The organism is Synergistales bacterium (assembly GCA_021736445.1).
GTDB lineage: Bacteria > Synergistota > Synergistia > Synergistales > Aminiphilaceae > JAIPGA01.
In genome coordinates, this window is record JAIPGA010000028.1 from 1 (window position 1) to 24008 (window position 24008).

At 63.1% G+C, this 24008-nt stretch carries 21 protein-coding genes; 6 read left to right on the forward strand and 15 right to left on the reverse strand.

Annotated features, from left to right (window positions below; all coding sequences use genetic code 11):
- The 4 genes from K9L28_06035 to K9L28_06050 form a co-directional block, all read left to right on the forward strand.
- The coding region (locus K9L28_06035) for an MFS transporter (protein MCF7935877.1) at positions 1-547 on the forward strand (547 nt) is incomplete at its 5' end.
- 263 nt (positions 548-810) lie between these two features.
- Positions 811-1467, forward strand: coding sequence for a cyclase family protein (locus K9L28_06040; protein MCF7935878.1), 657 nt, complete (start codon positions 811-813; stop codon positions 1465-1467).
- A gap of 322 nt (positions 1468-1789) precedes the next feature.
- A complete protein-coding gene (locus K9L28_06045) occupies positions 1790-3238 on the forward strand; it encodes a sodium:solute symporter family protein (GenBank protein MCF7935879.1) in 1449 nt (482 codons plus the stop codon).
- A 28-nt stretch (positions 3239-3266) separates the two neighbouring features.
- Positions 3267-4346, forward strand: a complete 1080-nt coding sequence (locus K9L28_06050; GenBank protein MCF7935880.1) for an Ldh family oxidoreductase — start codon at positions 3267-3269, stop codon at positions 4344-4346.
- 235 nt (positions 4347-4581) lie between these two features.
- Here K9L28_06050 and K9L28_06055 read toward each other — a convergent pair whose 3' ends face one another.
- Positions 4582-5619, reverse strand: a complete 1038-nt coding sequence (locus K9L28_06055; protein MCF7935881.1) for a response regulator — start codon at positions 5617-5619, stop codon at positions 4582-4584.
- Between the two features lie 22 nt (positions 5620-5641).
- Positions 5642-5968, reverse strand: coding sequence for an Hpt domain-containing protein (locus K9L28_06060; protein ID MCF7935882.1), 327 nt, complete (start codon positions 5966-5968; stop codon positions 5642-5644).
- A gap of 173 nt (positions 5969-6141) precedes the next feature.
- Here K9L28_06060 and K9L28_06065 point away from each other — a divergent pair, with 173 nt between their 5' ends.
- Positions 6142-6732 (forward strand): UbiX family flavin prenyltransferase, encoded by a 591-nt coding sequence (locus tag K9L28_06065; protein ID MCF7935883.1) that lies wholly within the window; start codon positions 6142-6144, stop codon positions 6730-6732.
- A gap of 8 nt (positions 6733-6740) precedes the next feature.
- On the opposite strand, the gene K9L28_06070 is transcribed toward K9L28_06065, so the two are convergent.
- From K9L28_06070 to K9L28_06080, 3 genes are all read right to left on the reverse strand, one after another.
- On the reverse strand, positions 6741-8975 hold the full coding sequence (locus K9L28_06070) for a response regulator (protein MCF7935884.1): 2235 nt from the start codon (positions 8973-8975) through the stop codon (positions 6741-6743).
- Positions 8976-9052: 77 nt separating this feature from the next.
- Positions 9053-9958 carry a transporter substrate-binding domain-containing protein gene (locus tag K9L28_06075; GenBank protein MCF7935885.1) on the reverse strand — a complete coding sequence of 302 codons (906 nt, stop codon included), beginning with the start codon at positions 9956-9958 and terminating at the stop codon, positions 9053-9055.
- Positions 9959-10066: 108 nt separating this feature from the next.
- Complete coding sequence (locus tag K9L28_06080; GenBank protein MCF7935886.1) at positions 10067-11431, reverse strand: UbiD family decarboxylase; 1365 nt, start codon at positions 11429-11431, stop codon at positions 10067-10069.
- A gap of 124 nt (positions 11432-11555) precedes the next feature.
- Here K9L28_06080 and K9L28_06085 point away from each other — a divergent pair, with 124 nt between their 5' ends.
- Positions 11556-12002: a hypothetical protein gene (locus K9L28_06085; protein ID MCF7935887.1), complete on the forward strand. Its 447-nt coding sequence runs from the start codon at positions 11556-11558 to the stop codon at positions 12000-12002.
- Here the strand turns inward: K9L28_06085 and K9L28_06090 are convergent.
- The 10 genes from K9L28_06090 to K9L28_06135 form a co-directional block, all read right to left on the reverse strand.
- Positions 11991-13187, reverse strand: coding sequence for a M20 family metallo-hydrolase (locus tag K9L28_06090; protein MCF7935888.1), 1197 nt, complete (start codon positions 13185-13187; stop codon positions 11991-11993). The two genes, K9L28_06085 and K9L28_06090, sit on opposite strands and share 12 nt — an antisense overlap.
- Complete coding sequence (gene allB, locus K9L28_06095; GenBank protein ID MCF7935889.1) at positions 13184-14599, reverse strand: allantoinase AllB; 1416 nt, start codon at positions 14597-14599, stop codon at positions 13184-13186. The genes K9L28_06090 and allB overlap by 4 nt, the downstream gene beginning before the upstream one ends.
- Positions 14600-14619: 20 nt before the next feature.
- Positions 14620-15426, reverse strand: a complete 807-nt coding sequence (locus tag K9L28_06100; protein ID MCF7935890.1) for an IclR family transcriptional regulator — start codon at positions 15424-15426, stop codon at positions 14620-14622.
- Positions 15427-15471: 45 nt separating this feature from the next.
- On the reverse strand, positions 15472-15957 hold the full coding sequence (locus K9L28_06105; protein ID MCF7935891.1) for a (2Fe-2S)-binding protein: 486 nt from the start codon (positions 15955-15957) through the stop codon (positions 15472-15474).
- 12 nt (positions 15958-15969) lie between these two features.
- Positions 15970-16827 (reverse strand): xanthine dehydrogenase family protein subunit M, encoded by an 858-nt coding sequence (locus tag K9L28_06110; protein ID MCF7935892.1) that lies wholly within the window; start codon positions 16825-16827, stop codon positions 15970-15972.
- A gap of 36 nt (positions 16828-16863) precedes the next feature.
- Complete coding sequence (locus K9L28_06115) at positions 16864-19203, reverse strand: xanthine dehydrogenase family protein molybdopterin-binding subunit (GenBank protein MCF7935893.1); 2340 nt, start codon at positions 19201-19203, stop codon at positions 16864-16866.
- Between the two features lie 44 nt (positions 19204-19247).
- Positions 19248-19463: a hypothetical protein gene (locus K9L28_06120; protein MCF7935894.1), complete on the reverse strand. Its 216-nt coding sequence runs from the start codon at positions 19461-19463 to the stop codon at positions 19248-19250.
- A 20-nt stretch (positions 19464-19483) separates the two neighbouring features.
- Complete coding sequence (locus K9L28_06125) at positions 19484-20950, reverse strand: sodium:solute symporter family protein (GenBank protein MCF7935895.1); 1467 nt, start codon at positions 20948-20950, stop codon at positions 19484-19486.
- Between the two features lie 217 nt (positions 20951-21167).
- Complete coding sequence (locus K9L28_06130) at positions 21168-22841, reverse strand: aromatic amino acid lyase (protein ID MCF7935896.1); 1674 nt, start codon at positions 22839-22841, stop codon at positions 21168-21170.
- Between the two features lie 165 nt (positions 22842-23006).
- On the reverse strand, positions 23007-24008 hold a 1002-nt coding region (locus K9L28_06135; protein ID MCF7935897.1), incomplete at its 5' end, for an aldehyde ferredoxin oxidoreductase C-terminal domain-containing protein.

Here is a 24008-nt window from a genome sequence, read left to right on the forward strand (position 1 = left end):
GCTCCCCTACCTGGTTCTTCTGCCGGTCTTCGCCAAGGACATCCTCCAGGGCGGACCGGAGGCCCTGGGTTTTCTCATGGGCGCCAGCGGCATCGGTGCGCTGGCCGCTTCCGTCCTCCTGGCCCTGCGGCACAGCCCCGTGGGGCTTGGCAAGACCGTAGCGGCCGGACTGATCGCCTTCGGCGGGTGCGTGGCCGCCTTCGCCCTTTCCAGGATATTCCTCCTCTCGCTGCTCCTGATCGTTCCCGTGGGGTTCAGTCTTGTCATCGTCCTCACCGGCTGCAACACACTGATCCAGACATTGGTGGACGACGACAAGCGGAGCCGGGTGATGAGTCTCTTTGTCATGTCCCTCCTCGGCGTGGCACCCCTGGGCAGCCTCCACGCCGGGTGGCTGGCCTCCCACATCGGCGCGCCGGCGGTACTCGCCCTGGGGGGAAGCGCCTGTGTCCTGGTCGGGCTCGTCCTGCGCCGGAAGCTGCCTTCCCTGAAAACCTACTGTGACACCATCTACCGTCAAAAGGGACTGATCGGCGACGATGCATGACTTGACATCCATACCCCTGAGGTGTATATTACACCCAGGCTGGATATAGAACAGCCAGTAACACGGACACACCCCGCACAATCCATGCCCCACCTCCCGTGCCCTTTGGCACTGAGGAAGCGCAGGCCTTGAGAGGTCTGCGCTTCCTCTATAGAGAGCCCGTTCGACAGATGCCCTCCTGAACCATCGCCTTGCAGAACAACCATTTTGTTCTATCATGAACCTATCCGAGAAGCATCCATCCGAGAGGAGGCAGAGGAGACATGCCACACCTGCGGGAACAGCACTTTATCGATATCTCCACAGCCCTCGACAACGAGACGGCACACTGGCCCGGCGACACGCCCTTCAGGAGGGAGACCACCATGGAGCTGGCCAGGGGGGATTTCGCCAATCTCTCACAGCTTTCCATGAGCGCCCATACCGGCACCCACATGGACGCGCCGGCCCACTTTCTCGAAGGCGGCGCCACCATAGACAGCATGCCGATCACGGCGACGGTGGGTACGGCCAGGGTCCTGGAGATCACGGACCCCGCAGCCATCCACGCCGAAGAGCTGGAACGGCACCATATCCAACAAGGCGACCGGCTGCTGTTCAAAACCCGGAATTCCTCGCGGCCGGAACGGAACAGGGGCTTTATCGAGGACTTCGTCTCCATCGCTCCGGACGGAGCGGAGTATCTTGCCTCCCGCCGGGTGCGCTGCGTGGGGATCGATTATCTCTCCGTGGGCGACTATCCAGGCGGCGGCGCGGAAACCCACCGCATTCTCCTGGAGGCGGGGATCTGGATCATCGAGGGGCTCCAGCTGGATCATGTCGTCCCTGGCGCCTACAGACTGATCTGTCTCCCCCTCAAGCTGGCCGACGCTGACGGCGCCCCGGCCCGTGCGGTGCTGCAGTATCTGGAACAGGGGTAGCGTTCTCCCGGGACCGTATCGGCAAGCTCTTTACAGGTAGCGCAAAAGGTAGCCTTCTTGACAGGGACAGAGGAATACAGTACAACCTGACCCATACCGGCTGCGGCCATAGACTGCCAACGGGGGAGGTGGGAGGATGAACGACAACGCAGTGCCGTACTGTGCGTTCCGGTATTACTGGTATTGGACCGAATGCCCGTCCACGGTGTCCGGTACGCACCGGTAGTGCCATCAGCGCACCAGGGACGGGTACCCAGAGAGTGGGTGCCCGGTTTTTTTATGTCGAGAACCAGTGTCGAGCAGAGCAAGGAGGAGTCTGGCGATGAATGTACAGTTAGGCATTTTGATTATCTATATCCTCATACTGGCGGGGATCTCCCTTATGGCGGCCCGCATCCAGCAGAAACGGGCCGAAGGGGCCCTGGGGTATCTTCTGGCCGGGCGGCATCTCCCGGCGATCATGGTGGCGACGATGCTCGCCGGACTGGCCATCGGCGGGGTCTCCACGGTGGGCGTCGCCCAGAACGCCTACACCAAGGGGCTTTCGGCGGGCTGGTACAACGCGGCCTGGGGAACGGCGGGGATCCTGGTGGGCCTGATGGCGGCACGATTTCTGCGGAAATCCAGGGTCTTCACCATCTCCGAGATGATGGGACGCCTCTACGGCCCCTCGGCCCGCTTCGCCGCCGCGCTGGCGCAGCTGCTCATCATGATGGTCATCACCTCGCTGCAGTACGTAGCGGGCGGCGCGATCCTCACGGCGATCCTCCCCGATATCTTCAGCTTCCAGGGCGGCATGCTCACCACGGCGGGGCTCTTTGTGGGGATCGCCCTGGCGGGAGGCTATCTGGCGGGCAGCATCGCCAACCTGGTGAACGTGGTCGTCATCTACCTCGGGATCGCCGCGGCCCTCTTCGCATCCTTCGGCGCCTCGGGAGGCGTGGATGCAGTGGTGGCCGCGCTCCCGGCGGGAGGCCCCTGGTTCGACTGGACCACCGGGGTGGGGATCGCCGTGATCACCGCCTGGATGGTGGTGATGATCACCCAGGGATTCTCCGTGCAGGCCATCTCCCAGATCGCCTTCGCGGCCAAGGATGAAAAGGCCGCACAGCGGGGCTTCATCCTCGGCGGCATCATTATCCTCCCCGCCGGGTTTCTCTGCGCCCTCTTCGGCATCATCGCAGCGGCGGAGTTCCCCGGCCTCGAAAACTCGGCCATGGCGCTGCCCTCGCTGGTGGCGCACATCAGCCCCATGGTGGGCGGGATCTTTCTGGCCTCGCTCTGGGCCGCGGACATCTCAACAGCGGTGGGACTCTTGATGGGGAGCTCCACCCTCGTCCTGGAAGATATCGTCATGAAGCTGCTTCCCGAATCGAGCTGGAAGGGACGGGAGGTCATGATCTCACGGCTGGGCATCCTTTTAGTCAGCGCTCTGACGCTCTTCCTGGCTCTGACTTCGGTGAGCATCCTCAAGACCATCACCACGGCGCTGGCCATCACCGCCTCCTTTACGCTGCTGATCCTGTCGCGCCGTTTCTTCCCGGGGATCTGCAAGCGCGCCAACGGCTTCTGGACCATCTTCGCCTCCGTGGCCATCTGGGTGGTCTGGACCTTCGTCCCGGCCTCCCATGTGGTCCCCCACGTGGTCTATCTCGAATGGCCGATCTGCCTCGCCGTCTTTGTGCTGACCACGGTCTTCGGCCGTGAACCGGCAGGGGAACTCGAGGTGGACAGGGTCCTTTCGGGAGAATCGGCCACCGAGCAAGGATAGAAGAACAACAAAAAAGGAGACTGCAGCGATGACACCGACGTTCATTCCCTACGACCGGCTCCTGGCGTTCACCGGAAAGCTCCTGGAGGCCATGGGCTACCCGCGCGATCGGGCCGCCGAGACGGCCCGGGTGCTGGTGGAGGCCGACGCCAGAGGTGTTCCCTCCCACGGGGTGGCCCGGCTGAAGTTCTACAAGCACAATATCGACGGCGGATTCGCCGTTCCCGACGCCGAACCGGAGGTGGTCCACGAAACCCCTCTCTCCAGGGTGATCGACGGCCACAACGGGATCGGTTCCCATATCTCACGCTTCGCCATGGACAGCTGCATCACAAAGGCGAAGGAAATCGGGGCGGGCTTCGCCTCGGTACGGAACTCCAACCACTTCGGGATGGCCGGTCTCTGGGCGGAAGAAGCGGCCCGGGAAGGCCAGATCGGCATGGCCTTCACCAACACCAGGCGGTGTGCCATCGTCACCCACGGCCGGGAGATGCTGCTGGGCACCAACCCCATCGCCGTGGCGATCCCCACGGGGAAATCGCTGCCTTTCCTGCTCGACATGGCCACCACCACGGTGGCCCACGGCAAGATCGAGGTCTACGACCGGCGGGACAGGGAGATGCCACTGGGATGGGCCGTGGACGAACACGGCCGGGGAACCCGCGACGCCCACCATATCGAGCGGCTCTTCCAGAAAGGCACCACCTGTGGGGGGCATCTGCTGCTCGGCGGGGAAGGGGAAGAGCTGGGCGGCCACAAGGGCTACGGTCTCGGTCTGCTGGTGGAACTGCTCTGCTCGGGCCTCTCGCTGGGCCGCTGGAGCGCCCGGACCTTTCAGGCACCGGGCAGCGGGATCACCCATTTCTTCGCCGCCATCAGACTGGATCTCTTCGGCGAACAGGAGGCCATCGAGGAACACATCGCCGCCATCCTGGCGGACATCCGCAGCAGCGAACGCGCCGCGGAAGGAGACCGGATCTACATCCACGGGGAGAAGGAAGCCGAGGCGAGAGAGGATTCGCTCCGACTGGGCATTCCCCTTGACGACGCCACCGTCCGGCTGCTCCGGGGCTACGCAGAACAGTGGGGGGTGGCGAGTCCACTCTAACGCACGCCGCGGCACAGAGCTTTTGCAGGACCGCAAGCGCACCGCAACGTTGTCGTTACAGGGAAGGGCTATACTCTTTCCGGCTGCCGACGCCGCCCACGGAACACCGTGAAGCGATGTTGCCTCCTCCCGTTCGGCAGAGAGCGCATTCCCACCCTAGACATCAGGGGCTCCCGGCCGGGAGCCCCTGATGTCTATCTCCAGTGTTTCCAAGGGGAACCGGACGAAAAGGGATCTATCCCCCGGGGGATTCCTCCTGGTGGTCAGCATACTCGGTATGGATGTGGTCGAAGACATCACGGATATTCAGGAAGGCATCCACCAGAAGCGGATCGAACTGGCGTCCCCGCTCTTCGGTGATGATCCGGCAGGCCTCGTCGTGGGAAAAGGACGGCTTGTAGACCCGACAACTCCTGAGGGCATCGTAGACATCGGCCAGGGAGACGATCCGTGCGGCCAGAGGGATCTCCTCACCGGCCAGGCCATCGGGATAGCCCCTGCCGTCGTAGCGTTCGTGGTGGTGGGTGACGATATCCCTGGCGATGCCCAGCTCCCGCGACCCTGTCCGCTCGTAGATCTCCTCGAGGATACGACCGCCGATGGAGGTATGGTTCTTCATGGCCTCGAACTCGCTCTCCGTGAGCTTCCCGGGCTTCCCGAGCACCGAATCGGGGATCGCCACCTTACCGATATCGTGGAGCACCGAGAGGGAGGCGATCCGCTCGATCCAGTCCAGGCTTAGGCTGCCGGGACGGCCCCGGGCGTATTCCTCCGCCAGAGCCTGGGTGTTGTGCTGCACCCGTTCGAGGTGGAAGCCCGTCTCACGGCTGCGGTACTCGGTGAGCTTGGCCATGGCCAGCACCAGCAGATCCTGGCTCTGCATCCGGAGGAGCCGGGCCCCGGCCAGCATCCTGGTCCGCAGCTCCTCCGGGTGGAAGGGTTTGACCAGATAGTCGTCGGCGCCGAGACGGAGCGCCTCGGCAATGCTCTTCTTGTCGGCAAAACCGCTGAGCACGATGATGTAGGCATACTGGAGCCGCCCCGAACGGATGCTTTTGATCAGTTCCCGGCCGCACACCTTCGGCATAGAGAGATCGGTGATGACGATCCGGGGAACATAGCTCTGGAGAATGGCTTCGGCTTCTGCACCGTCACGGGCCTCCCGGACCGCATAGTGCCAATCCCGCAGTTTCTTGCACAGCAGTTTCCTGTCGAAACTCGAATCGTCGACCACAAGCACCTGCAGCGCCTCAGTCCGGAACGCATCCATCATAGCCGTGGACCGCCCCGTTCCTTCATGAGAGATCCAACACCGGGCCCAGTTTGGAGCGGAGGTCGGCTATGCTGCGATCCATTGCTCCGAATGCCCCCTCTTTACCCTGCTGTTCCAGCTGTTGCGCCTCTTGGCCCAGCGTTTCACACCCGAGGTAACGCAGGTTGCTCTTCAGCGTGTGCGCCGCACCAGCGAGCGCCGGGCCGTCCTGGGCGGCAAAGGCCTTTTCCACCCCCTCCAGGGCGGTGCGCATGCCCTCACAGGCATCTTCAAAGATCTCCTCCGCCGCCTCGGCGTCAAGTTCATACTCCCCGGCAAGGTGCTCCCGCATCGCTGCTTTCAGTTCCATCTTCTCTCTCCCCTGAACAATAAGATCCACCGGCACTGCTTGCCTTGTTTTACCGCCAGCGCTATAGTGCTCCCGCAGGGTTGTCGCAGGATATCCCGGCGCCGGCCGCCATCCCGCCGCCGGCGGAGCGCCGGTTCCCTGCCACCCGACACACCGTAGAGAGGATTGTCTGTATGCGGATCGTCATCGCTTCCACCGGCGCTTCGGGACAGTGTTTTTTCATCAAGCTTCTAGAACAGCTGCACTCCCTGGATGTGGAAACCCATGTCATCCTCTCCGACTGGGGATTGTGGACGCTGAAGCACGAAACCGGTCTGGAAAAGACCGATGTGGCCAACCTGTGCCACCGCATCCACGCGGCAGAGGATCTCTCCGCCGCTCCCGCCAGCGGCTCCTACCCCCACGACGGAATGGTCGTTCTTCCCTGCAGCATGAAAACCCTCGCGGCGATCGCATCCAGCTTCGCCGACAATCTGATTACCCGGGCCGCCGATGTGACGCTGAAAGAACGGCGGAACCTCCTCCTCTGCCCTCGGGAAACACCGCTCCACGAGATCCATCTGGAACATATGCTCCGTCTCAGCCGTATGGGGGCGCTGATCATGCCGCCTCTGCCCGGATTCTACGGAAAACCCGGGACACTGGAGGAGTTCGTGGAACAGTTCACCGGCCGGGTTCTCGACCAGCTGGGCATCGCCAACAGCTACGTCACCCGCTGGGATCCAAACCCAGGCAACCCCGACAGGGGGCCGTCCTTGCCGTAGGGACCCCTTCATGCTCCCTCCTGCAGAAAGGATGAGAGCAGAGCGTGGAGCTCTCTCCGTTTGAGCGGCTTGGAGATATAGCTGTCCATCCCCGCTTTCAGGCAGGTGCGTCGGTCCTCTTCGTAGGCGTTGGCGGTCATGGCGATGACAGTGGTGTGTCTGTCTCCCCGCTGTTGTTCACGGCTCCGGAGCGCCCGGGTCGCCGTCAGTCCGTCCATTCTGGGCATCTGGATATCCATAAGGACAGCGTCGAAGTGCTCCCGTTCCAGCTTCTCCAGGGCTTCCCGGCCGTCGGAGGCGACACCGATCTCCAGAGCCCACCGCTCCAGCAGTTTCTGCGCCAGCTTCCGGTTGAACTGGTTGTCGTCCACCAGAAGCACCCTCCTGGGACTCCCGTCGCTCCAGGGCAGAAAGGGGCTCTCTTCCCGGCGGTCGGCGGCTGCTTCGCGGGGCGCGGGCAGGACAGGCAGGGCAAGATCAAACCAGAAGAGCGAGCCTTCGCCGGGTTCGCTCTCCACCTGCAAAGCACCTCCCATGAGGGAAACCAGCTGCCTGGAGACCGCAAGGCCCAGCCCCGTGCCCCCGTACTCCCGCGTCACCGAACCATCTGCCTGCCGGAAGGGGGTGAAGATGGCCTCCAGCTTGTCCCGCTCGATACCAATACCCGTATCGGTGACAGAAAAGCGGATCCGCGCCTCCTCTTCCAGGTGTTCGAGCAGCTCAAGCCGCACCCCTACGGCACCGGAATGGGTGAACTTCACCGCATTTCCCGCCAGATTGACCAGCACCTGCTTGAGGCGGTAGGGGTCCCCTCCGAGCCACGGAGGGACATCCTTTTCCACGGTACAGGTCAGCTGCAGTCCCTTCTGCTCCGCTCCGGGGCGGAGCAGGCTGTCCACCGAATCCAGAAGCCCCGCTGTCTCGAACCGGGTGTTTTCGAGTTCAAGCCGCCCCGCCTCGATCTTGGAGAAATCCAGCAGATCGTTGATCAACGCGAGCAATGCATCGCCGCTCTGCCTGACAACATCGACATATTCCCGCTGCTCCCCGGAGAGACTCGTGTCGTGGAGCAGTTCGGTCATGCCAATGATAGAGTTCATGGGTGTGCGGATCTCGTGGCTGACATTGGCCAGAAAACGGCTCTTCGCCCGGTTGGCCGCTTCGGCCTGCCCCTTGGCCTCCTGGAGCTCCGCCTCCCGTTGCTGGCGCTCGGCAAGCCGTATCTGGAGCAGCATCTTTTTCTCATTGATCAGAAAGGCGTAGACCGACCCCACGAGCACCACCAGGGCGAGGATACTGATCGCAAGGATCACCATACGGTTGGGGAACGAACTGAACAGTCCCTGCTTCGGGCGGACCCAGATCAGCCGGAAATCGCTGTTGGGAACGGATGTGGCCAGCGCCAGGATCTTCCGCGAGCCGGAGAGGGAATCCGACATCCGATCAGCGGTCCCGTTTTCTGCGCCCACCCGCGGCAGGGAAAATTCCACGGGTGATGCATCTGCAGGATTGTCTTCGCTCAGCGGCAGCAGCGGCTCCTCCGGGATATAGGACGGGCGGAAGAAATAGCTCCTTCCCCTGGCCAGGATGAGCGCACTCGGCTGCATCCCTTCGGCAATCTCCACAAAGGAGCGGAAAAATGTGGCCGTTTTGAGAAAGGCGGCCACCCATCCCACCTGTCGGTTCTTGAAATCTACAGGGGAAAAGGCGATAAAGTGCACCTGCCCGCGGGAATCCCTCTTGAGATTGATTCCGGCCTGGAGCGCCCCCATCCGGATGGGACCCAGGATGACGCCCCGCTCGAAACCGGAGATTTCGGCGTTCGCGTAGAGCTGCAAGGCGTCGTTTTTCCTGACAAAGAGCAGTTTGTCGTAGATCGGCGATCCCTCGAAGGTCCTGTGCTCCCTGTAGTGGGCGAAATAGGCAAGCACCTGGTCGAGGCTCGCCTGTAACCCGTACTGCATACTCATCCCCAGCGCCTGATTGGAAAAGAAATTCTGCAACACCTGAGACTGAGCGAGCTCCTGCAGGTCAAAGCGCCGCTCGCTGAAGTAGTATCCCAGCGCCTGGGCCCTTTTTTCGATCTCTCCACGCCATTGGGCAACAGAGGCCTTCCGCAGCTCCCTTTCCGAGCGCACAATGAAGGCAATCAGGCTTCCGGCAAGCAGCACCACCGCCACCGTCACCATAACAACCACAAGATTCGACCGATTCCAGAACTGCCGTTCCGTTCTGTCAGGCATGGTCTCCACGACAACTCCGCCGTCATCCCCGGCCGGGCGGCCGCCTGCCGGTGTTTGGCTCTCCATATACGACCTGTTCAACGTGCAAAGAACTCCGGGAAATACTCCAGCACGGTAGGATAGTACCTCTCCACCAACTCGGCATAGCGCCTCTCTTTCCGGACCTCCTGCAGATAGCGATTGAAGGCCCTGAGGAGCTCCGTCGACCCTTTCCGGAAAGCGCAGGCCATATGCTGCGGTTCCGAGATGGGACCCAGGATCTTGATATCGCCGGGCCACTTCTGGAGAGCCACCAGGGAATCGGGGACATCAAGAATTGTGGCGTCGGCTTTCCCGCCGAGCACCGCCGGGGCGAGCTCGTTGAGGTTCCCGTGGAAATGGACGATCTCGGCGCCGTGGGAGGCCAGTCCGTAGAGCGCCGGATCGACACAGGTATTCCTGACGCCCAGCACCGATAACCCCGCCACCTTCTCCTTGGTCAGTGCTATGTCACGGGAGAGATTCCCGGTGGGGACAATGGGTTTCACCGGCAGTGCGCTGTCCGCAATGAGCCAGACCTGGGTGATGAAGGTGGGATCGGAATAGGCCACCACCTCTTTCCGCCAGGGAAGCACGGTGAACCCCGTGGCGATGATATCGCCCTTAACCGGCACCCTCTGGCCTTCAATCACTTCTCCGTCGGCAAGCCGGACCTTTCGCCCGACAAGATCGCTGATCACACTCCCCCAGGTGGCTGGGACAAAGGAATAGTCCACTCCAAGATAGTCGGCAAAGCCCTTGGCGAGCTCGACGGAAAAGCCGTCACCGGCTCCGGTCACAAAGTTCGCGTAGGGGATACCGATATGGCGGAGTACGCCTCGTTCCCGAACCTCGGCCAATCCTCCGCCCTCCGCCGCAGTACGCGCCGTCGCGGTTCCGGTCGCAGCAACACAGAGGAGCAGCACTGCGGCAATCATCAGAAACCCCCATGAACGAATCATCATCAATCACCCTCTCCTGACGGTTCACGATCCTTCCATTCTCCTTATGGGAGCCCCAAAAATATACCACAACGATTGCCGACTGTTCAGATCATCGAGCTCGTGAACGGCTCAATAGCTGCGGATCTCCTTTCGCACCTTCTCCAGGATCTCCCGGGGCGGGGCCGCCAGATCGTTCCCCCCGGCCGTTGAACGGTCATCCGAAGCCAGGGTGCAGTCCATTCCGATCTTCGTCACCGTTCCCGCCCGCTCCTGGGGATCACAGCGATCGGCCCTCATCCCGGGGAGTGCGAGCAGATCCTCCTCTCCCCGGAATCTGGCCGCCAGGGCCCACTCCAGCTCCAGGGGATTCTCCGGGTCCACGTCGTCATCCACGGCCGTCACGAACTTCAGGAGATTGGTATGCCCCATGGCCAGGGCGATGGCCCGTCTGGCCTCGCCGGCCCGCGGCGCATGCAGCGTGACGACGGCGTGGAGACGGCCCATGCCGCCTTCGGTGACCACCACACGCTGAACGGCGGGGATCACCTCCTGCAGGGCCCTGCAGGTCGTCGCGGCGATGGCCTCGCCGCCGAGCAGGAGATGCTCCGGGGCGAAACCGGGCAGGATCGCCTGATAGAGGGGATCCCGCCTGTGGGTGAGCGCCGTCACCTTCACCAGCTGGCCCGGCCCATAGTGTTCGTAGAAGCCGTGGAACTCCGACACCGGTCCTTCGTCCACCAGGTTGCCGGGATGGAGATGCCCCTCCAGAACGATCTCCGCCTCGGCGGGGACCTCCAGGTCCACCGTTGTGCAGGGAACCAGCCGCAGCGGCTCGCCCAGGAGCGCACCGGCGATGTCGAACTCGTCGTGCCCCAGGGCGACATACATCTGCGAGGCAAGCAGAACGGCCGGGTGATTGCCGATAACGATGGCCAGCGGCAGCGATTCCCCCCGGGCCGTCGCCTTCTCCATCAGCCGGCTCAGATGATGTGAGGGGGAGATGCCCGCCAACAGGGTGTCTTCTTCCTCCTCGACCCTGAACCGGGCGATGGAGACATTCCGCTTGCCCGTCTCGGGATCCTTTGCCACAATGACACCGGCGGTGATGTAGGGTCCGCCCTCTCGTTCGAACCAGGTGGGAACGGGCAGACGCTCTTTCAGGCCGATGGGGGGCTCCATTCGGCATGCCTGCACGGGCCCGGAGGCAACGACCTCCGCCGCCCTGCCGGAGGTAATCCCCGCGATACATCGTCGTTGCAGTTCGGCCGGCGTATCGGCCCCCAGCAGGCGCGCGAGCCTCGCCCGCGTGGTGAAGAGATTTCCCACAACGGGCATGGTCGCACCGGCGACATTGCTGAAATAGAGCGCCGGCCCCCGCCGCTTCTCGGAGAGCACCGCACCGAGCTCGTATCGAAGCTCCACAGGCCGATCCACAACGTGGACCGCCCCCTGTTCCTCCAGCTGATTCAGTGCAGCACGCAAGCTCTGTTCCATGGGAGATGGATCACTCCTTTCCCGTAGCATAGTCCGCCACCCGCCATGAGAAAGCGCTCGGTCCCCGAGGGGGTGGCTCCATAGCCTTTCTTTCAGTGACAAAGCATCGAGAGGAGGTGCCGCGGTGGACATGGAGAAGGCATCACGCTGTTTTACCGTCCGGACGGGGGAAGAACGGCTCGATCTGACCGCCCGGGTGGTCCGGGCCGGCAAGGACTGGAATATCACAATCTACGGGGGCGACCGCCCCCATATCGGCGCTGTCGCCATCGGCCAGCCGCGGCCGAGCCTCCATGACCCCGCCGTGACCAGCGCCTCCTCTTCTGTCATCTCTGTTATGGGACACAAAGAGGACCTCCCCGCCAAAGAGACGGCGGAACATCTCGCCGCCGCGCTGGACTGCATTGTGGTGGTTGCGGCGGGGATGCACTGGGAGCATCTGCATCCCCGCGACCTCGAAATCGTCAGGGCCCGGTTCGGCCTCCTGGAGGAACGCATTGTGCGGCGGATCGGCGAAATGGATGACCGCCCTTCGACAGGGCGGCCGGAACAGGGCGGGTTATCCGAATAGACGGTCCATCTCCAGCAGGGAGCCCAGCACCACCTCGGCGCCGTGCACCAGACCCTCTGCCTCGGTGTGCTCCTCCCTGGCGTGGCTCACGCCGCCCACGCTGGGCACAAAGACCATCCCCGCAGGCAGTACCTGGGCGATGGGACTGGCATCGTGGGAGGCGCCGCTGGGCATCCGGAGCGAGGCGTAGCCGCAGTTTCGGCTCGCCGTCTCGACAGCATCCTGCATCCGGTCATCGAGATGCACCGGGGGTTTCGCCACCAGGCGATCCGTCTCGGCGGTGCAATGCGGCAGCTCTCCGGCGAGACGCTTGAAATGCTCCACCGTCTCTTCGGTGACAGCGGCATCGAGGGACCGAACTTCCAGGTCAAAGGAGACCCTCCCCGGGACGATACTGACAAACCCGGGTTCCAGATTGAAGGTTCCCACATTACAGACACAGTCGTCGCGTTCGCGCATGGCGGAGAGCCACTGGTGGAGAAGCTCCACGGCCTCGTAGAGGGCATCCTGCCGCTCCCCCATGGGTGTGGTGCCCGCGTGGTTCTGCTCACCCGTGATGGTGGTGCGGTAACGGGTAATGCCCACGATACCGGTGGGGATGCCGATGGGGATGCCCTTCCTCCAGAGCACCGGCCCCTGCTCGATATGCAGCTCCAGATATGCGGCGTAGCGACTCAGGTCGGCCTTCGCCCGGTTGAGGTCGTCAGGGGAAAGGCCACAACTGTCGAGCGCCTCCGCTGCAGGGGATGTCGGCAGCTGACCTGCGAAGACACGGCTCCCGAAGGTGCCGCCCAGGGGGCCTCCCTCCTCCGCCGTGAAGGCCACAACCTCGCAGGGATGACGATGCGCGACCCCGCTTTCGCCGATACACTGGAGGGCTTCAATGCCGGCGACGATCCCCAGCGGACCGTCATAGATCCCACCGGCCTTGACGGCGTCCAGATGGGAACCCACCAGAAGCGCCGGGGATTCCGGGTCGCTCCCCTCGAGCCTGCCGAAGAGGTTCCCCACCGCGTCGGTCCGTGTGGTCAGCCCCGCCTCCCGCATGGCCTTCTCGATATAATCCCGAGCCTCGTTATAGACCCCCGAGTAGGCCGCCCGGAAGAGGCCCTCCCCTTCGCGCCAGCCTATCTCTCCCTGTCTGTAGAGTCTCTCCAGAAATCGCTCTCGATTGATGGATGTCATTGGCGGGTTCCCTCCTCCGTCTGCCGGGCATGCCTTTCAGCGGCGACCCAGGTTCCGTAGCCCGGTTCACCTGTCACCACCCCATCACCAAACACCTGTCTACCGCGCACAAAGGTGGTGTGCACCCTTCCATAGAGCCGCCATCCTTCGTAGACTTTGGCGACATCCCGCGCCATGGTGTGCATGGACGCACGCTCCACGACGGAGGACTCCCCGGGATTGACCAGTACGAAATCGGCGTCGGCTCCGACACGGATGGCCCCTTTCCGCGGATAGAGCCCGTAGGCCCTGGCCGGATTCGTGCTGAGCAGCTCAACCGCCCGTTGCAATGAGATCCTCCGTCTGTGGACGGCGTCCAGCAGCAGCGGCAGTCGCGTCTCCAACCCCGGGAACCCGGCGGGGGGAACAAAGATATCCCCGCCGCCCCGCTCCTTCTCTTCCACGGTGTAGGGAGCATGGTCGCTGCCGATGGAGTCGATGGTGCCGTCTTCCACGTACCTCCAGAGGCGCTCCACCGTTTCGGCATCGCGCAGCGCGGGGTTGCACTTGGCGTAGGCACCGTGCTCCTCGAGAGCCTCCTCGGTGAGGTAGAGATAGTGGGGGCAGGTCTCGATGGTGATCTCCTGCCCTTTCCGCCGGGCGCGGGCGGCCATCTCCACCGCCTCGGGCGTGGAGATATGCACCAGATAGAGGGGCGCACCGGCTTCCCTGGCCAGGCTGATCAGCCGCTGTACCGCCAGCACCTCCACGATGGGCGGCCGGGAGCGGGCGTGATCCATGGGCGTCGTCGCCCCGGCCTTCCGGAAGGCGGCGATATTCCCGGCGACAATGGCATTGTCCTCGCCGTGGGCGGCTGCGGGCAGTCCCGTCCGCCCGATCTGCTGCAGGACATTCCGAAGGTCGTGGTTGTCCTTGCTGGTCAGGCCCACGAACTCCTTGTCCCGTCCCTCCGGCGCCTCGTGGAGAAAGGTCTTGTACCCTACAATACCCTGTCGGGCGATCCGGGGAATGTGTTCCAGGGTCTCCCCGCCGGCGGCGCCGAGGAAGGCCACATCCACCCGGGCCTGCTCCCGCACGGCTTCGACACGGTTCATCAGGATCTCCACGGAATACTGCGGCGGTGTGGAGATGGGATGCTCCACCACTGTGGCGACACCACCGGCTGCGGCGGCCGCCGTACCGGTTGCAAAGGTCTCGCGGTGGGCGCCACCGGGGTAGCGGATGTGTACGTGAGGGTCCACGCCGCCGGGGAGGAGACACAGACCTTGACCATCGACCGTCGTCTCCGCTTCGGGCAGGGTGCCGGTCTTGCCGATGGCGACAACCCTCCCGTTGTCAACCGCAACAGCGCCCGGGAAGACGCCTCCCTCGGTCACAACATCTACATGATCGATACGCAGCTCAACCTGCATAGATACCTCGTTCCTTTCGCTCATTTCCGCATACCTGGCGAGCGGTTCCCGCCGGGATCCTCTCCCTTCCCGGGCAGCCGCGACGCGATACACTCGCCGGCCTCCAGGACAACCGGCACCAGCGCGTCGAGCCGTTCCCGGCCTTCGTAGTCAAAACGGGGACCGGCGATGGTCAATGCCGCCGGATATTCGCTGTCGGGAAGGTGGACAGGAACCGCTATGGAACCGGCGCCGGGGTCCACCTCCTCCACACTGACCGCATAGCCGTGCAGGCCGATCTCCTTCAGTTCCTCCCGGAGACACTCCGGATCGGTGATCGTCGCCGGCGTATAGGAGACCAACGGGCGGGAGAGCACCCGCCGGCGGAATGCCTCGGGGGCGAAGGCCAGCAGCACCTTCCCCGTGGCCGCTGCGGTCAGCGGCGTCTGCTTGCCGACCCTGGCCACCATCTTGAGGGCGTTCGGGGATTCGCACTTGTGGAGACAGACGGCGCTCTCCCCGCTAATCATGCTCAACAGGGTGGTCTGCTGGAGCCGCTCTACAAGCTCCAGCATCACCGGCGAACCGCTCCGTACAAGCTGCAAACCCCTGCGCCACTCATCGGCCAGGGTCAGAAAGCGCACACCAATGCGGTAGTTGCCGGTCTCCTCGTCCTGGTACACCCAGCCCCGCTTTTTCAGGATAACGAGGATCCGGTGGATGGTACTCTTGGAGGAACCGCACCGTTCGGCGATCTCCCGGACACCGATGTCCCGTTCTGTGGCCATGAGGATCTCCATAATGGAGACCATCTTCATGACATGCTCCCCGCTCCGTTTGGCGTTCATTCCCGTCTCTCCCCGTCAACAGCAGCACGGAACAGGCCTGCGAGGCTACCCGTTCTCCCGGCCGTATTCCCCTGCGGCGACGCTCTCGATGGCGTCGAAGATCTTGTCGTAGCCTGTGCAGCGGCAGAGGTTGCCGGAGAGCGCCTCGCGGATCTGCGGGCGCGTGGGGCGGGGCGTGCCGTCCAGCAGAACCTTGGCCGAGAGGATCATCCCCGGTGTACAGAAGCCGCACTGGATCGCTCCGTGCTCGATAAAGGCCTGCTGCAGCGGGTGCAGCTCCCCGTTCTGTTCAAGCCCCTCTATGGTGGTGATCTCGCATCCGTCGGCGTCGACGGCCATCATCAGACAGGAGTTCACGTTCCTGCCGTCCACGATCACCGTGCAGCTGCCGCACTCCCCCTCGCCGCAGGCCTCCTTGGTGCCGGTCAGCCCCAGTTCGTCCCGGAGGAGCCGACCGAGGGTCCAGTGGACGGGAACGGTGCGTTCGGCTTCGGCCTTGTTCAGTATAAAGCGAATCTGTTTTTCCTGCATGCCCTCTCCTCCTCAGGCGCCCATGAGCGTGCTCAGGGCACGGGATGTCAGCGTCCCCGCCACATCGCGGCGGTACGCTTCGGACCCCCGGACATCGCTGATCGGCCGGACCGCGGCCTGCACAGCCCGCTCAACCCGGTCCACCGCGGCGCTGTCGGGGCGGATGCCCTCCAACAGCTCTTCGGCTTCCCTGATGCGCAGGGGTACAGGCGCCACGGATCCCAGAGCGATACGCGCCTTCCTGCAGACGCCCTCTCCATCAAGGGTCAGCAGAGCGGCCACGCCCACCACCGAGATATCACCCGACTTGCGGGGACCCTGTTTCAGATAGATCTGCGGGCTCTCCTCTTCGGGAAGGGGAACCACAATGTCGGTGAGCAGTTCGCCCTGTTCCAGGCAGGTCGCCCCCGGTCCGGTGAAGAAGTCGTGCAGCGGCAGTGTCCGCACCCCTCCGGGGCCGGTGATCTCCACCTCGGCATCCAGCACCAGAAGGGCCGGTGCCGAGTCGGCGCAGGGCGAGGCGTTGCAGAGGTTACCACCGATGGTGCCGAGGTTGCGCACCTGTGGTGTCCCGATGGTGAGGACCGCCTCGGCAAGCACGGGGGCGGCGTCGCAGACCTCCGGGGCAGCGGCGAGATCGGCCAGCCTCACTGCCGGTCCGAGATGCAACGCCCCTGCCTCCCTTCGTATCCCCTGCAATCCGGAAAGGTTTTTGATGTTGACAAGATATCGAGGCGCCGAGACGCCCTTTTTCATCCGGACCACGAGATCCGTTCCGCCCGCCAGCAGGCAGGCGTCCGCTCCATACTGCTCGAGGAGCGACCATGTCTCGTTCACTGTGGCTGGTTCTCTATAGTCAAAGGGTTTCAACAGAAGGCCTCCCTTGCGTTTTTTCGTTCCTCAGATCTATCGGGATCCACCGGCCTGCCGGATGGCGGTGCGGATCTTCTCGGGGCTGCAGGGCAGATCCCGGATGCGCACGCCGCAGGCATCGTAGATGGCGCTGCCCACCGCCGGTGCCACCGGGTTGGTCACCCCTTCGCCGATCCCCTTCGACCCGAGCGGTCCTGTGGGCTCGTAGGTGTCGGCGATGTACATCTCCACATCGGGCATATCCAGGGAGGTCAGCATCTTGTAGTCGGCGAGGTTGGCGTTCAGAGGTCTGCCGGTCTCCCGGTCGAAAAGGGTGTCTTCCATAAGGCCGTAGCCGAGCCCCATGTGCAATCCCCCCGCGATCTGGCCTTCCACATTGTTCCTGTTGATGACCGTCCCGACATCGGCACCGCTAAATGCCCGGGTCACCTGGACCTTCCCGGTCAGGGTGTCCACCTCGACCTCCAGGAAGATCACCACAAAGTGGGGCGGGCAAGCCTGGGGACGGATCGCCGAATGGGCCGTCACATTGCCCCACCCGCGCGCCTGTCCGTGGGCCACCACCTGGGCGACACTCATGGAGCGGTCAGGCTCCCGGAAGGGATAGATACGGCTTCCGGAGATCTCCACATCCTCGGGACCGCACTGGAAGTGCCTCGCCCCCCATTCGAGGAGCTGCTGTCTGATCTGCTCGGCACAGCGCGCTACAGGCTGACCCGAGCCGTAGAGCCCCCTGCTGGCGTGGGTCACGCCGTCGAAGGGTGTGGTGTCGGTGTCGCCGTCGTTGACGATCACATCCTCGTAGTCCAGTCCGATGATCTCGGCAACCAGGGAGGCGTGGGTGCTCAGGTTTCCGCCGCCGCAGTCGGCGGCGGAGTTCATGATCTGGGCCGTACCGTCTTCGTTCATCTTGATAAAGGCGCCGCTGAAATCAATGATAAATTCGTTGGGTTTCTCCGAACCGCATCCGGAGGTATGGAAACCGCGGGCCATGCCGATGCCCCGACGTATCCACGGCCTGTCCGGATAGGGGATTCTGTTGTTCCCTCTGTCGTGCCATCCGATACGCTTTGCTCCCTCCCGGAGGAGCTCTTCGGTGCCGCAGCTCCGGATGGTGGAGATCACCGCCGGCCCCTGGCCGTAGAAGAGATCCCCCACACCGAGGTTGTTGTGCAACCGAAGCTCGATGGGGTCGATCTGCAGTGTCTCGGCCACCTCGTCCATCAGCGACTCCACCGCCCAGGAGGCCTGCGGATTCCCGGCGCCCCGCATGGCGGTGAGCGGCGGTGTGTTGGTGTAGACGGAGCGACCGGTCATCCGGAGGTTTTCGCACCTGTACATGGAGAGCGTGAATCCTGCGGTCAGCATCATCTTGGAGCTCCCGCTGAAGGCGTAGGAGCCGGTGTCGTCGGTGGTGTCCGAATGGAGGGCCAGCAGGGTGCCGTCCCGTTTGAACCCCGCCTTCAGGGTGACCTTCATGGGGTGCCGACCGCAGGAGAGGAACATCTCTTCACGGGTTTTCTCCCCCCGCACCGGCTTCCCGGTACGGAGGGCAAGGAGGGCGCAGATGTTTTCGATGAATCCGGTGTGGATGTGGGCCCCGAAGGCCCCGCCGAGGAAGACGCGGTGGCAGTTGATCTTGCTCACCGGCACGCCGAGGGTGTTGCCCATGTTCATCCGCATGGCGTGGATCCCCTGGGTGGTCCCCCAGACATCCAGCTTCCCGTCGGGGCCCGGCACACAGAGGACAGCGGTGCGTTCCATGGGGGCGGGGTTGGGCTTGGAGGTTCCGTAGGTCCGTTCGATCACCAGATCGGCCTCCCCAAAGCCCTGCTCCACATCGCCGATGTCCACGTGGACCTCGTCGAAGATATTCCCCCTCAACTCCACCGGCTTGTCGCCCTTTTTGGCCTCCTCGTGGATCTGCGGGGCCTCTGGGGCCATGGCGTCGTCCATGTCCACCGCTGCGGGGAGCACCTCGTAGTCCACGTCGATCAAACGAAGCGCTTCCTCCACCGCCTCGGGGGTTTCGGCGGCCACGGCGGCGACCCGGTCGCCCACATGGCGCACATGCCGTTCCAGGATATAGCTGTCATAGTACATAATCTCCGGCACGTGCAGGAACTGGTGCATGCTGAGTATCTTGGGCACATCCTCGTGGGTGATGATGTCCACCACGCCAGGGACCTCCAGCGCTCTGCTCCTGTCGACCCGCCGTACCATGGCGTTGGCGTGAGGGCTCCTGAGAATACCACAGTGCAGCATGCCGGGGGCAGAGAGGTCGCCACAGTACCGCATCCTCCCTGTAGCCTTCTGAAAGGCCTCGATCTTTTTCTGTCGCTTTCCTACCACGCTGTACTCCCTGACGGACATCCGCGCTCCTCCTTTACCGTTTCCGTTTGTCTACGTAATAAGGCTTATTCGTTTCCTGCCTGTTCCTGATCCCAGTGACCGGCTCTATCCCTGAAAAAGAAAATCAGAGAGCCGATGATACCGGGGAGAATCGGCCAGCTGAACAGAATCAGCGTGTCTACCTTCACGGGCATCTTCATGATGAAACCGAAGATCAGGAAGGCGAAGATCGCCGTACTGGCCAGGGCACACCACAGACCTACATTGCGGTTCTTTTCCATTGTTCTCTCTCCTTCCCTACCTACTTGAGGTACTGCGCCGAATGGATCGTCTCATGGACCCGCTTCTCTTCTTCCGAGGGCGTGGTCATCAGCGAGACGATCACCATGATGGATGTCGAGATCGTCACCCCGACAATGTTTGACGGCAGCCAGGCGGGGAGGAAGCCCATCTTCCGTCCCAGCGCCACGATGATGATCGCCGGCAGGGCGATGCACATGGACCAGAAGGCACCGGACTTGGTGGCGCGTTTCCAGAGCACGCCCAGATAGAGAGCGGGCAGCCAGGCACCGAAGGCGGCGGTAGCGAAGAGAAAGGCGTAGAGCACCGCCGCCGAACTGAGGGCGGGCATGCTCGCTCCGAGATAGACAAGCAGTCCGATGACAATGACACTCATGCGGGAGACCAGCAGGAGCTTCTTGTCGGTGATCTCCTTCATGAAGTACTCCTTGACGATATCGGCGCTCAAGGTGGCCGCGGCCTGCTGGAAGAGCGATGTGGCCGTGGAGATGGCCGCCGCGATCACGCCGGAGAGACCGATGGCGCCGATGATCGGCGGAACGAGATTCCTGGCAACGTAGGGGTAGGCCTGCACCGGCTTCACGTCGACACCCAGGAGCGGGAAGTAGGAAAAGCTGTAGATCAGTCCGATCACGAGAAAGGGAAGCGTCACGCCGAGATAGATCATGGCCTTGGAGAATTCCCTTTCGCTCTTGGCGATATTGATCCGGCTGATCAGGTGAGGAGCACCGAGCACGATCAGGAAGGAGAGCACGTTCATCTCGACGACGCGCATGATCCCCGCAACACCCTTGGCGCTTCCCGACCAGGTAAAGATCTCGGGCATCTTCGCGGCGGCCTGCTGGATGGCTTCACCGATCCCGCCGAGGTTGTAGAAGATCGCCGGACCGATCACCAGCGCCGCAAGCAGAAAGACAAGGAACATGATGGTGTCGGTGACCACGACGGAACGCATCCCGCCGACAAAGGTAAAGAGGGTGATGCCGCCCAGTACCGTCAGCAGGGTGGTGCTTTCGGTCCATCCGAAGATCGTCTGCCCCACGGCCACCGTACCGATGATGACGGCGATCATGTAGGCGGTCATGGAGACCAGGACAATCAGCGACGCCATGAGCTGCACCCCCTGGCTCGGGTAGCGCTTCCGGAAGAAATCCGGGATGGTGAGCAGCTCCATCCGGTAGAAGTACTTGGCCATATAGAGCCCCAGAACGAGGCTGCCCGTCGCGGAAGCCCCGAACTGGAAGACCATGGCGAAGGCACTCCCCGACACCGCCGCACCTGTAAAGGCGGTGAAGGTGACACTGCTGAGGTTCGACGCGATGAGCGTTCCGGTGATCATAAAGGCCGGCGCGCTCCGGCTCATCACGTAGTGGTCGGCCACGGTATGGGTTTTGCGGCCCGCGTAGAGGCCCATGACGATATAAAAGGCAAGGAATGCGACAGCGATACCGCTAAAGACATTCAACATAACTCACGTAATCCTCCTCTCGATTTTCCCCGGCAGATGCTCTCTCTGCCCCACTCCACACAGCGCTCCATGTTGCTCCTCGGGAACTCCTCTCTCTGCAATCGTCGGGAATCCGCCCCTTTCGCCTCCCACCGCGCATATCTGCGCGGCGCCCGGGAAAAACGGGAGAAAACGGTGGAACCTGCTGCATCGCAGATCCCACCGTTCGCCGTTGTTCCTACTGACAGTCCGGATAGCAGCGCAGGAGTTCCGCACCCTTCCGGATGTCCTCGGTGTACGGACGATCCTGCTTCACGAAGGGCACGTCTCCCCTGTAGGCCTCGTAGAGCTTTTCCGTCGACGGAGACATGCTGATTGCCCCGCCCATCTTGTCCTTGCGGAGGTCCACCGCCTGGGTGGTGTGCAGCATCTGGAGCGAGGAGATGTCGTAGAGGTTGTCGACGATCTTCTCCAGGTTGCGGATGCCGATGAGCGAACAGCCCGCCGTGTCCTCGATGTTCCCGGCCAGCGCGGTGGCGCCGAGCTGGGTGGGGATGGCGTAGAGGTTGTTCTCCGTATTCATGGCAGCCAGAGGCTTCTGGATAGCGCCGAAGGCATGCCCCGGATTGTCCGGCGCCGAGAGGAACCGGGAGAGATGGGTGAACTTGGGATCCTCAAGACGGATGGTCTGCATGACCAGACGGTTGGACATCTTGGCCAGGGCCAGTTTCAACCCGCCGATCTCCCGCAGCACCGGGAGCATCTCGAAGTTCGAGGTGGGGAAGATGGCGCCCTTCTCGCCGAAGAAGTAGTTGGCCGTCTGGGGGGAGCGGTCGGCGCCCTTCTGTGCGTCGCTCAGGACGGCGGGGTTGTCGTCGGTGTGGTTCACCGCCAGGGTCAGCGCCTCCTCGGCCCTGTCCAGAGCGACCTCCACATTGCCGAGGGTATAGGCCATGGAGCGGTAGGAGAGGGGATCCTGCAGCGCCCTGGTCTGGCTGGACTTCCAGAGATAGGAGCCCTCCAGGGTCTTCCTGAGTTTCCCGGCCGCCTCCACGAAGCCCTTGAAGGGCCGGATCTCGGAGGCCTCCTCGGTGAAGGGGGCCACGTTCCCGTTGTAGCCCTCCAGGGCCACGCCGAAGACGGGATAGGAGACATCGAGATAGTGTCCGGCCTCCCGGACGGCCAGCGCCGCCTGGCCCAGTGCCAGAGCGTTGGTGCTCAGGATGGAGAGGAAGTCCTTGCCCACCGGGACGAAGGGTTCCATGCCGAGCTGCTCCATCACCGTTTTGCTGTGCTGCACCTTCCCGTCGTACCGGACCTTCCATTCGCCCACCATGGCGAGACCGATGTGGGAACTCAGCGTGATATCGGCCTGGCCGACACTGCCCTTGGAGGGCACAAGAGGGGTGATCCCCTTGTTGAGATAGTCACTGTAGTAGCCGATCAGCTCGGGCTGCACGCCGGGGATGCCGGTGAGGTACTGGTTCAGACGCACCACCATGGTGGCCCGGACAACGGGCGTGGGCAGATAGGCCCCGGTTCCGGCGCAGTGGGCCCGGAGGGAGATGATGTTGAACCGGCGGGACAGTTCCAGCAGCTCCGGCGAGAGAACCTTCTTGCCGTCCTTCTTCCTGAAGACCGGCTGGTCCTTGTTCCAGCCCACACCCACGGTGAGGCCGTAGACCGGTGTTCCCTGCACGGCGGCCCGGAGAACGGTGTCGTAGCTCTCTTTCACCTGATCCAGCGCCGCATCACTGACCTTCACTCTGGCCCCGTCGACGGCCACCTTCTCGATCTGCTCCAGCGTCAGATCGTTTCCGGTGAGCACCACAGGCGTGGATGCCGCGGCGACCGCCACAACGCTTGCCACCATGCACAGCGCAACGATTCCTACCAGTAGCTTTCGTTTCATTTCCAGTAACCCTCCTACATCGGTGGATTGCCCGGACAGTCCCCGACCTCTGCGCCATGCCCCCTCCATGGTCCCAATTTCGGGACACCCTGTCCAGTTCTTCCCTTACAGGAAGCCCGATAAGCGTACCACAGCAGCCTGATATATCACATATCACGGAATCCGTTATTTTTTGTTCACCAGTTTCCCGACACGATCAAGACGTTCGGCCACATCGGAGAGCCCGAGGGATGCGAGTGCCTCCTCCGTCTGGAGTCCGGTCTCCCTGTCCCAGCCCCAATAGTCGTAGAATTCGTCGAGCATCCTGTTGTAGCCTTCCTCGTCGGCCTTGCGTCCTCTATGTGGGCCCGAGGCGACCTCCTCGGTACGGAAGCGTTTGGGCGGCAGGTCGTCCTCGCGTTTCATGTCCGTCAGAAGGCTATTGAAGGCCTTCTCCAGGTTCCGGCCCACCTTGGCGTAGTGTTCCATCAGATCCTCCTCGCCGATCTCCATGCCGAGGCCGTAGCGGATGAAGTTGGCGAAGTTGCCGATGGTCTCGAAGTTCCCGCCGGACCAGGTGCCCACGTAGTTACAGACGCCGAGGTTGTCCTCAAGCTCCTTGCTGCGGGCCTGCCAGTAGGTGATCCTGGCCTGGTTCTCGTACTTCAGTGGATCCACGGGGATGGAGTCGGGCCGCGGCCGGGGACCGAAGCGGTTGGAGCCGATGGAAGAACCCCGGAGATGGCGTCCCGCCACGGGAGAGGTGGCCACGGCAAGGCCCCATCCCTTGCAGGTGCGGAAGGGTTCGATGGAAGGCTGCCCATTCATGTGGGCCAGGTAGTAGAGGGCATCGTCACCGAAATGTTCGGCCGCCTCCACCATGCCGTCGGCCAGGATATCGCCGATACCCTCCCGGTACGCCAGCTTCTTCATCATGGCGATGAAGGCGTCGCCGTCACCCCAGTGGAGCTCCAGACCATCGGTATCCTCCCTGGTGATGACCCCGCGCTCGTAGAGTTCGAAGACCCAGGCCAGTCCGGAGGCCACATAGTCGGTGTCGAGTCCCAGGTCGTTGTTCAGGATCCAGGAGTAGACCACCTTATCGGGGGTGGAGATATCCATCCGGCAGGAATGCCCCATCAGGGTGTTGACCCAGAAGCCCTCTCCCTCGTGACCGGCGTAGTCGCC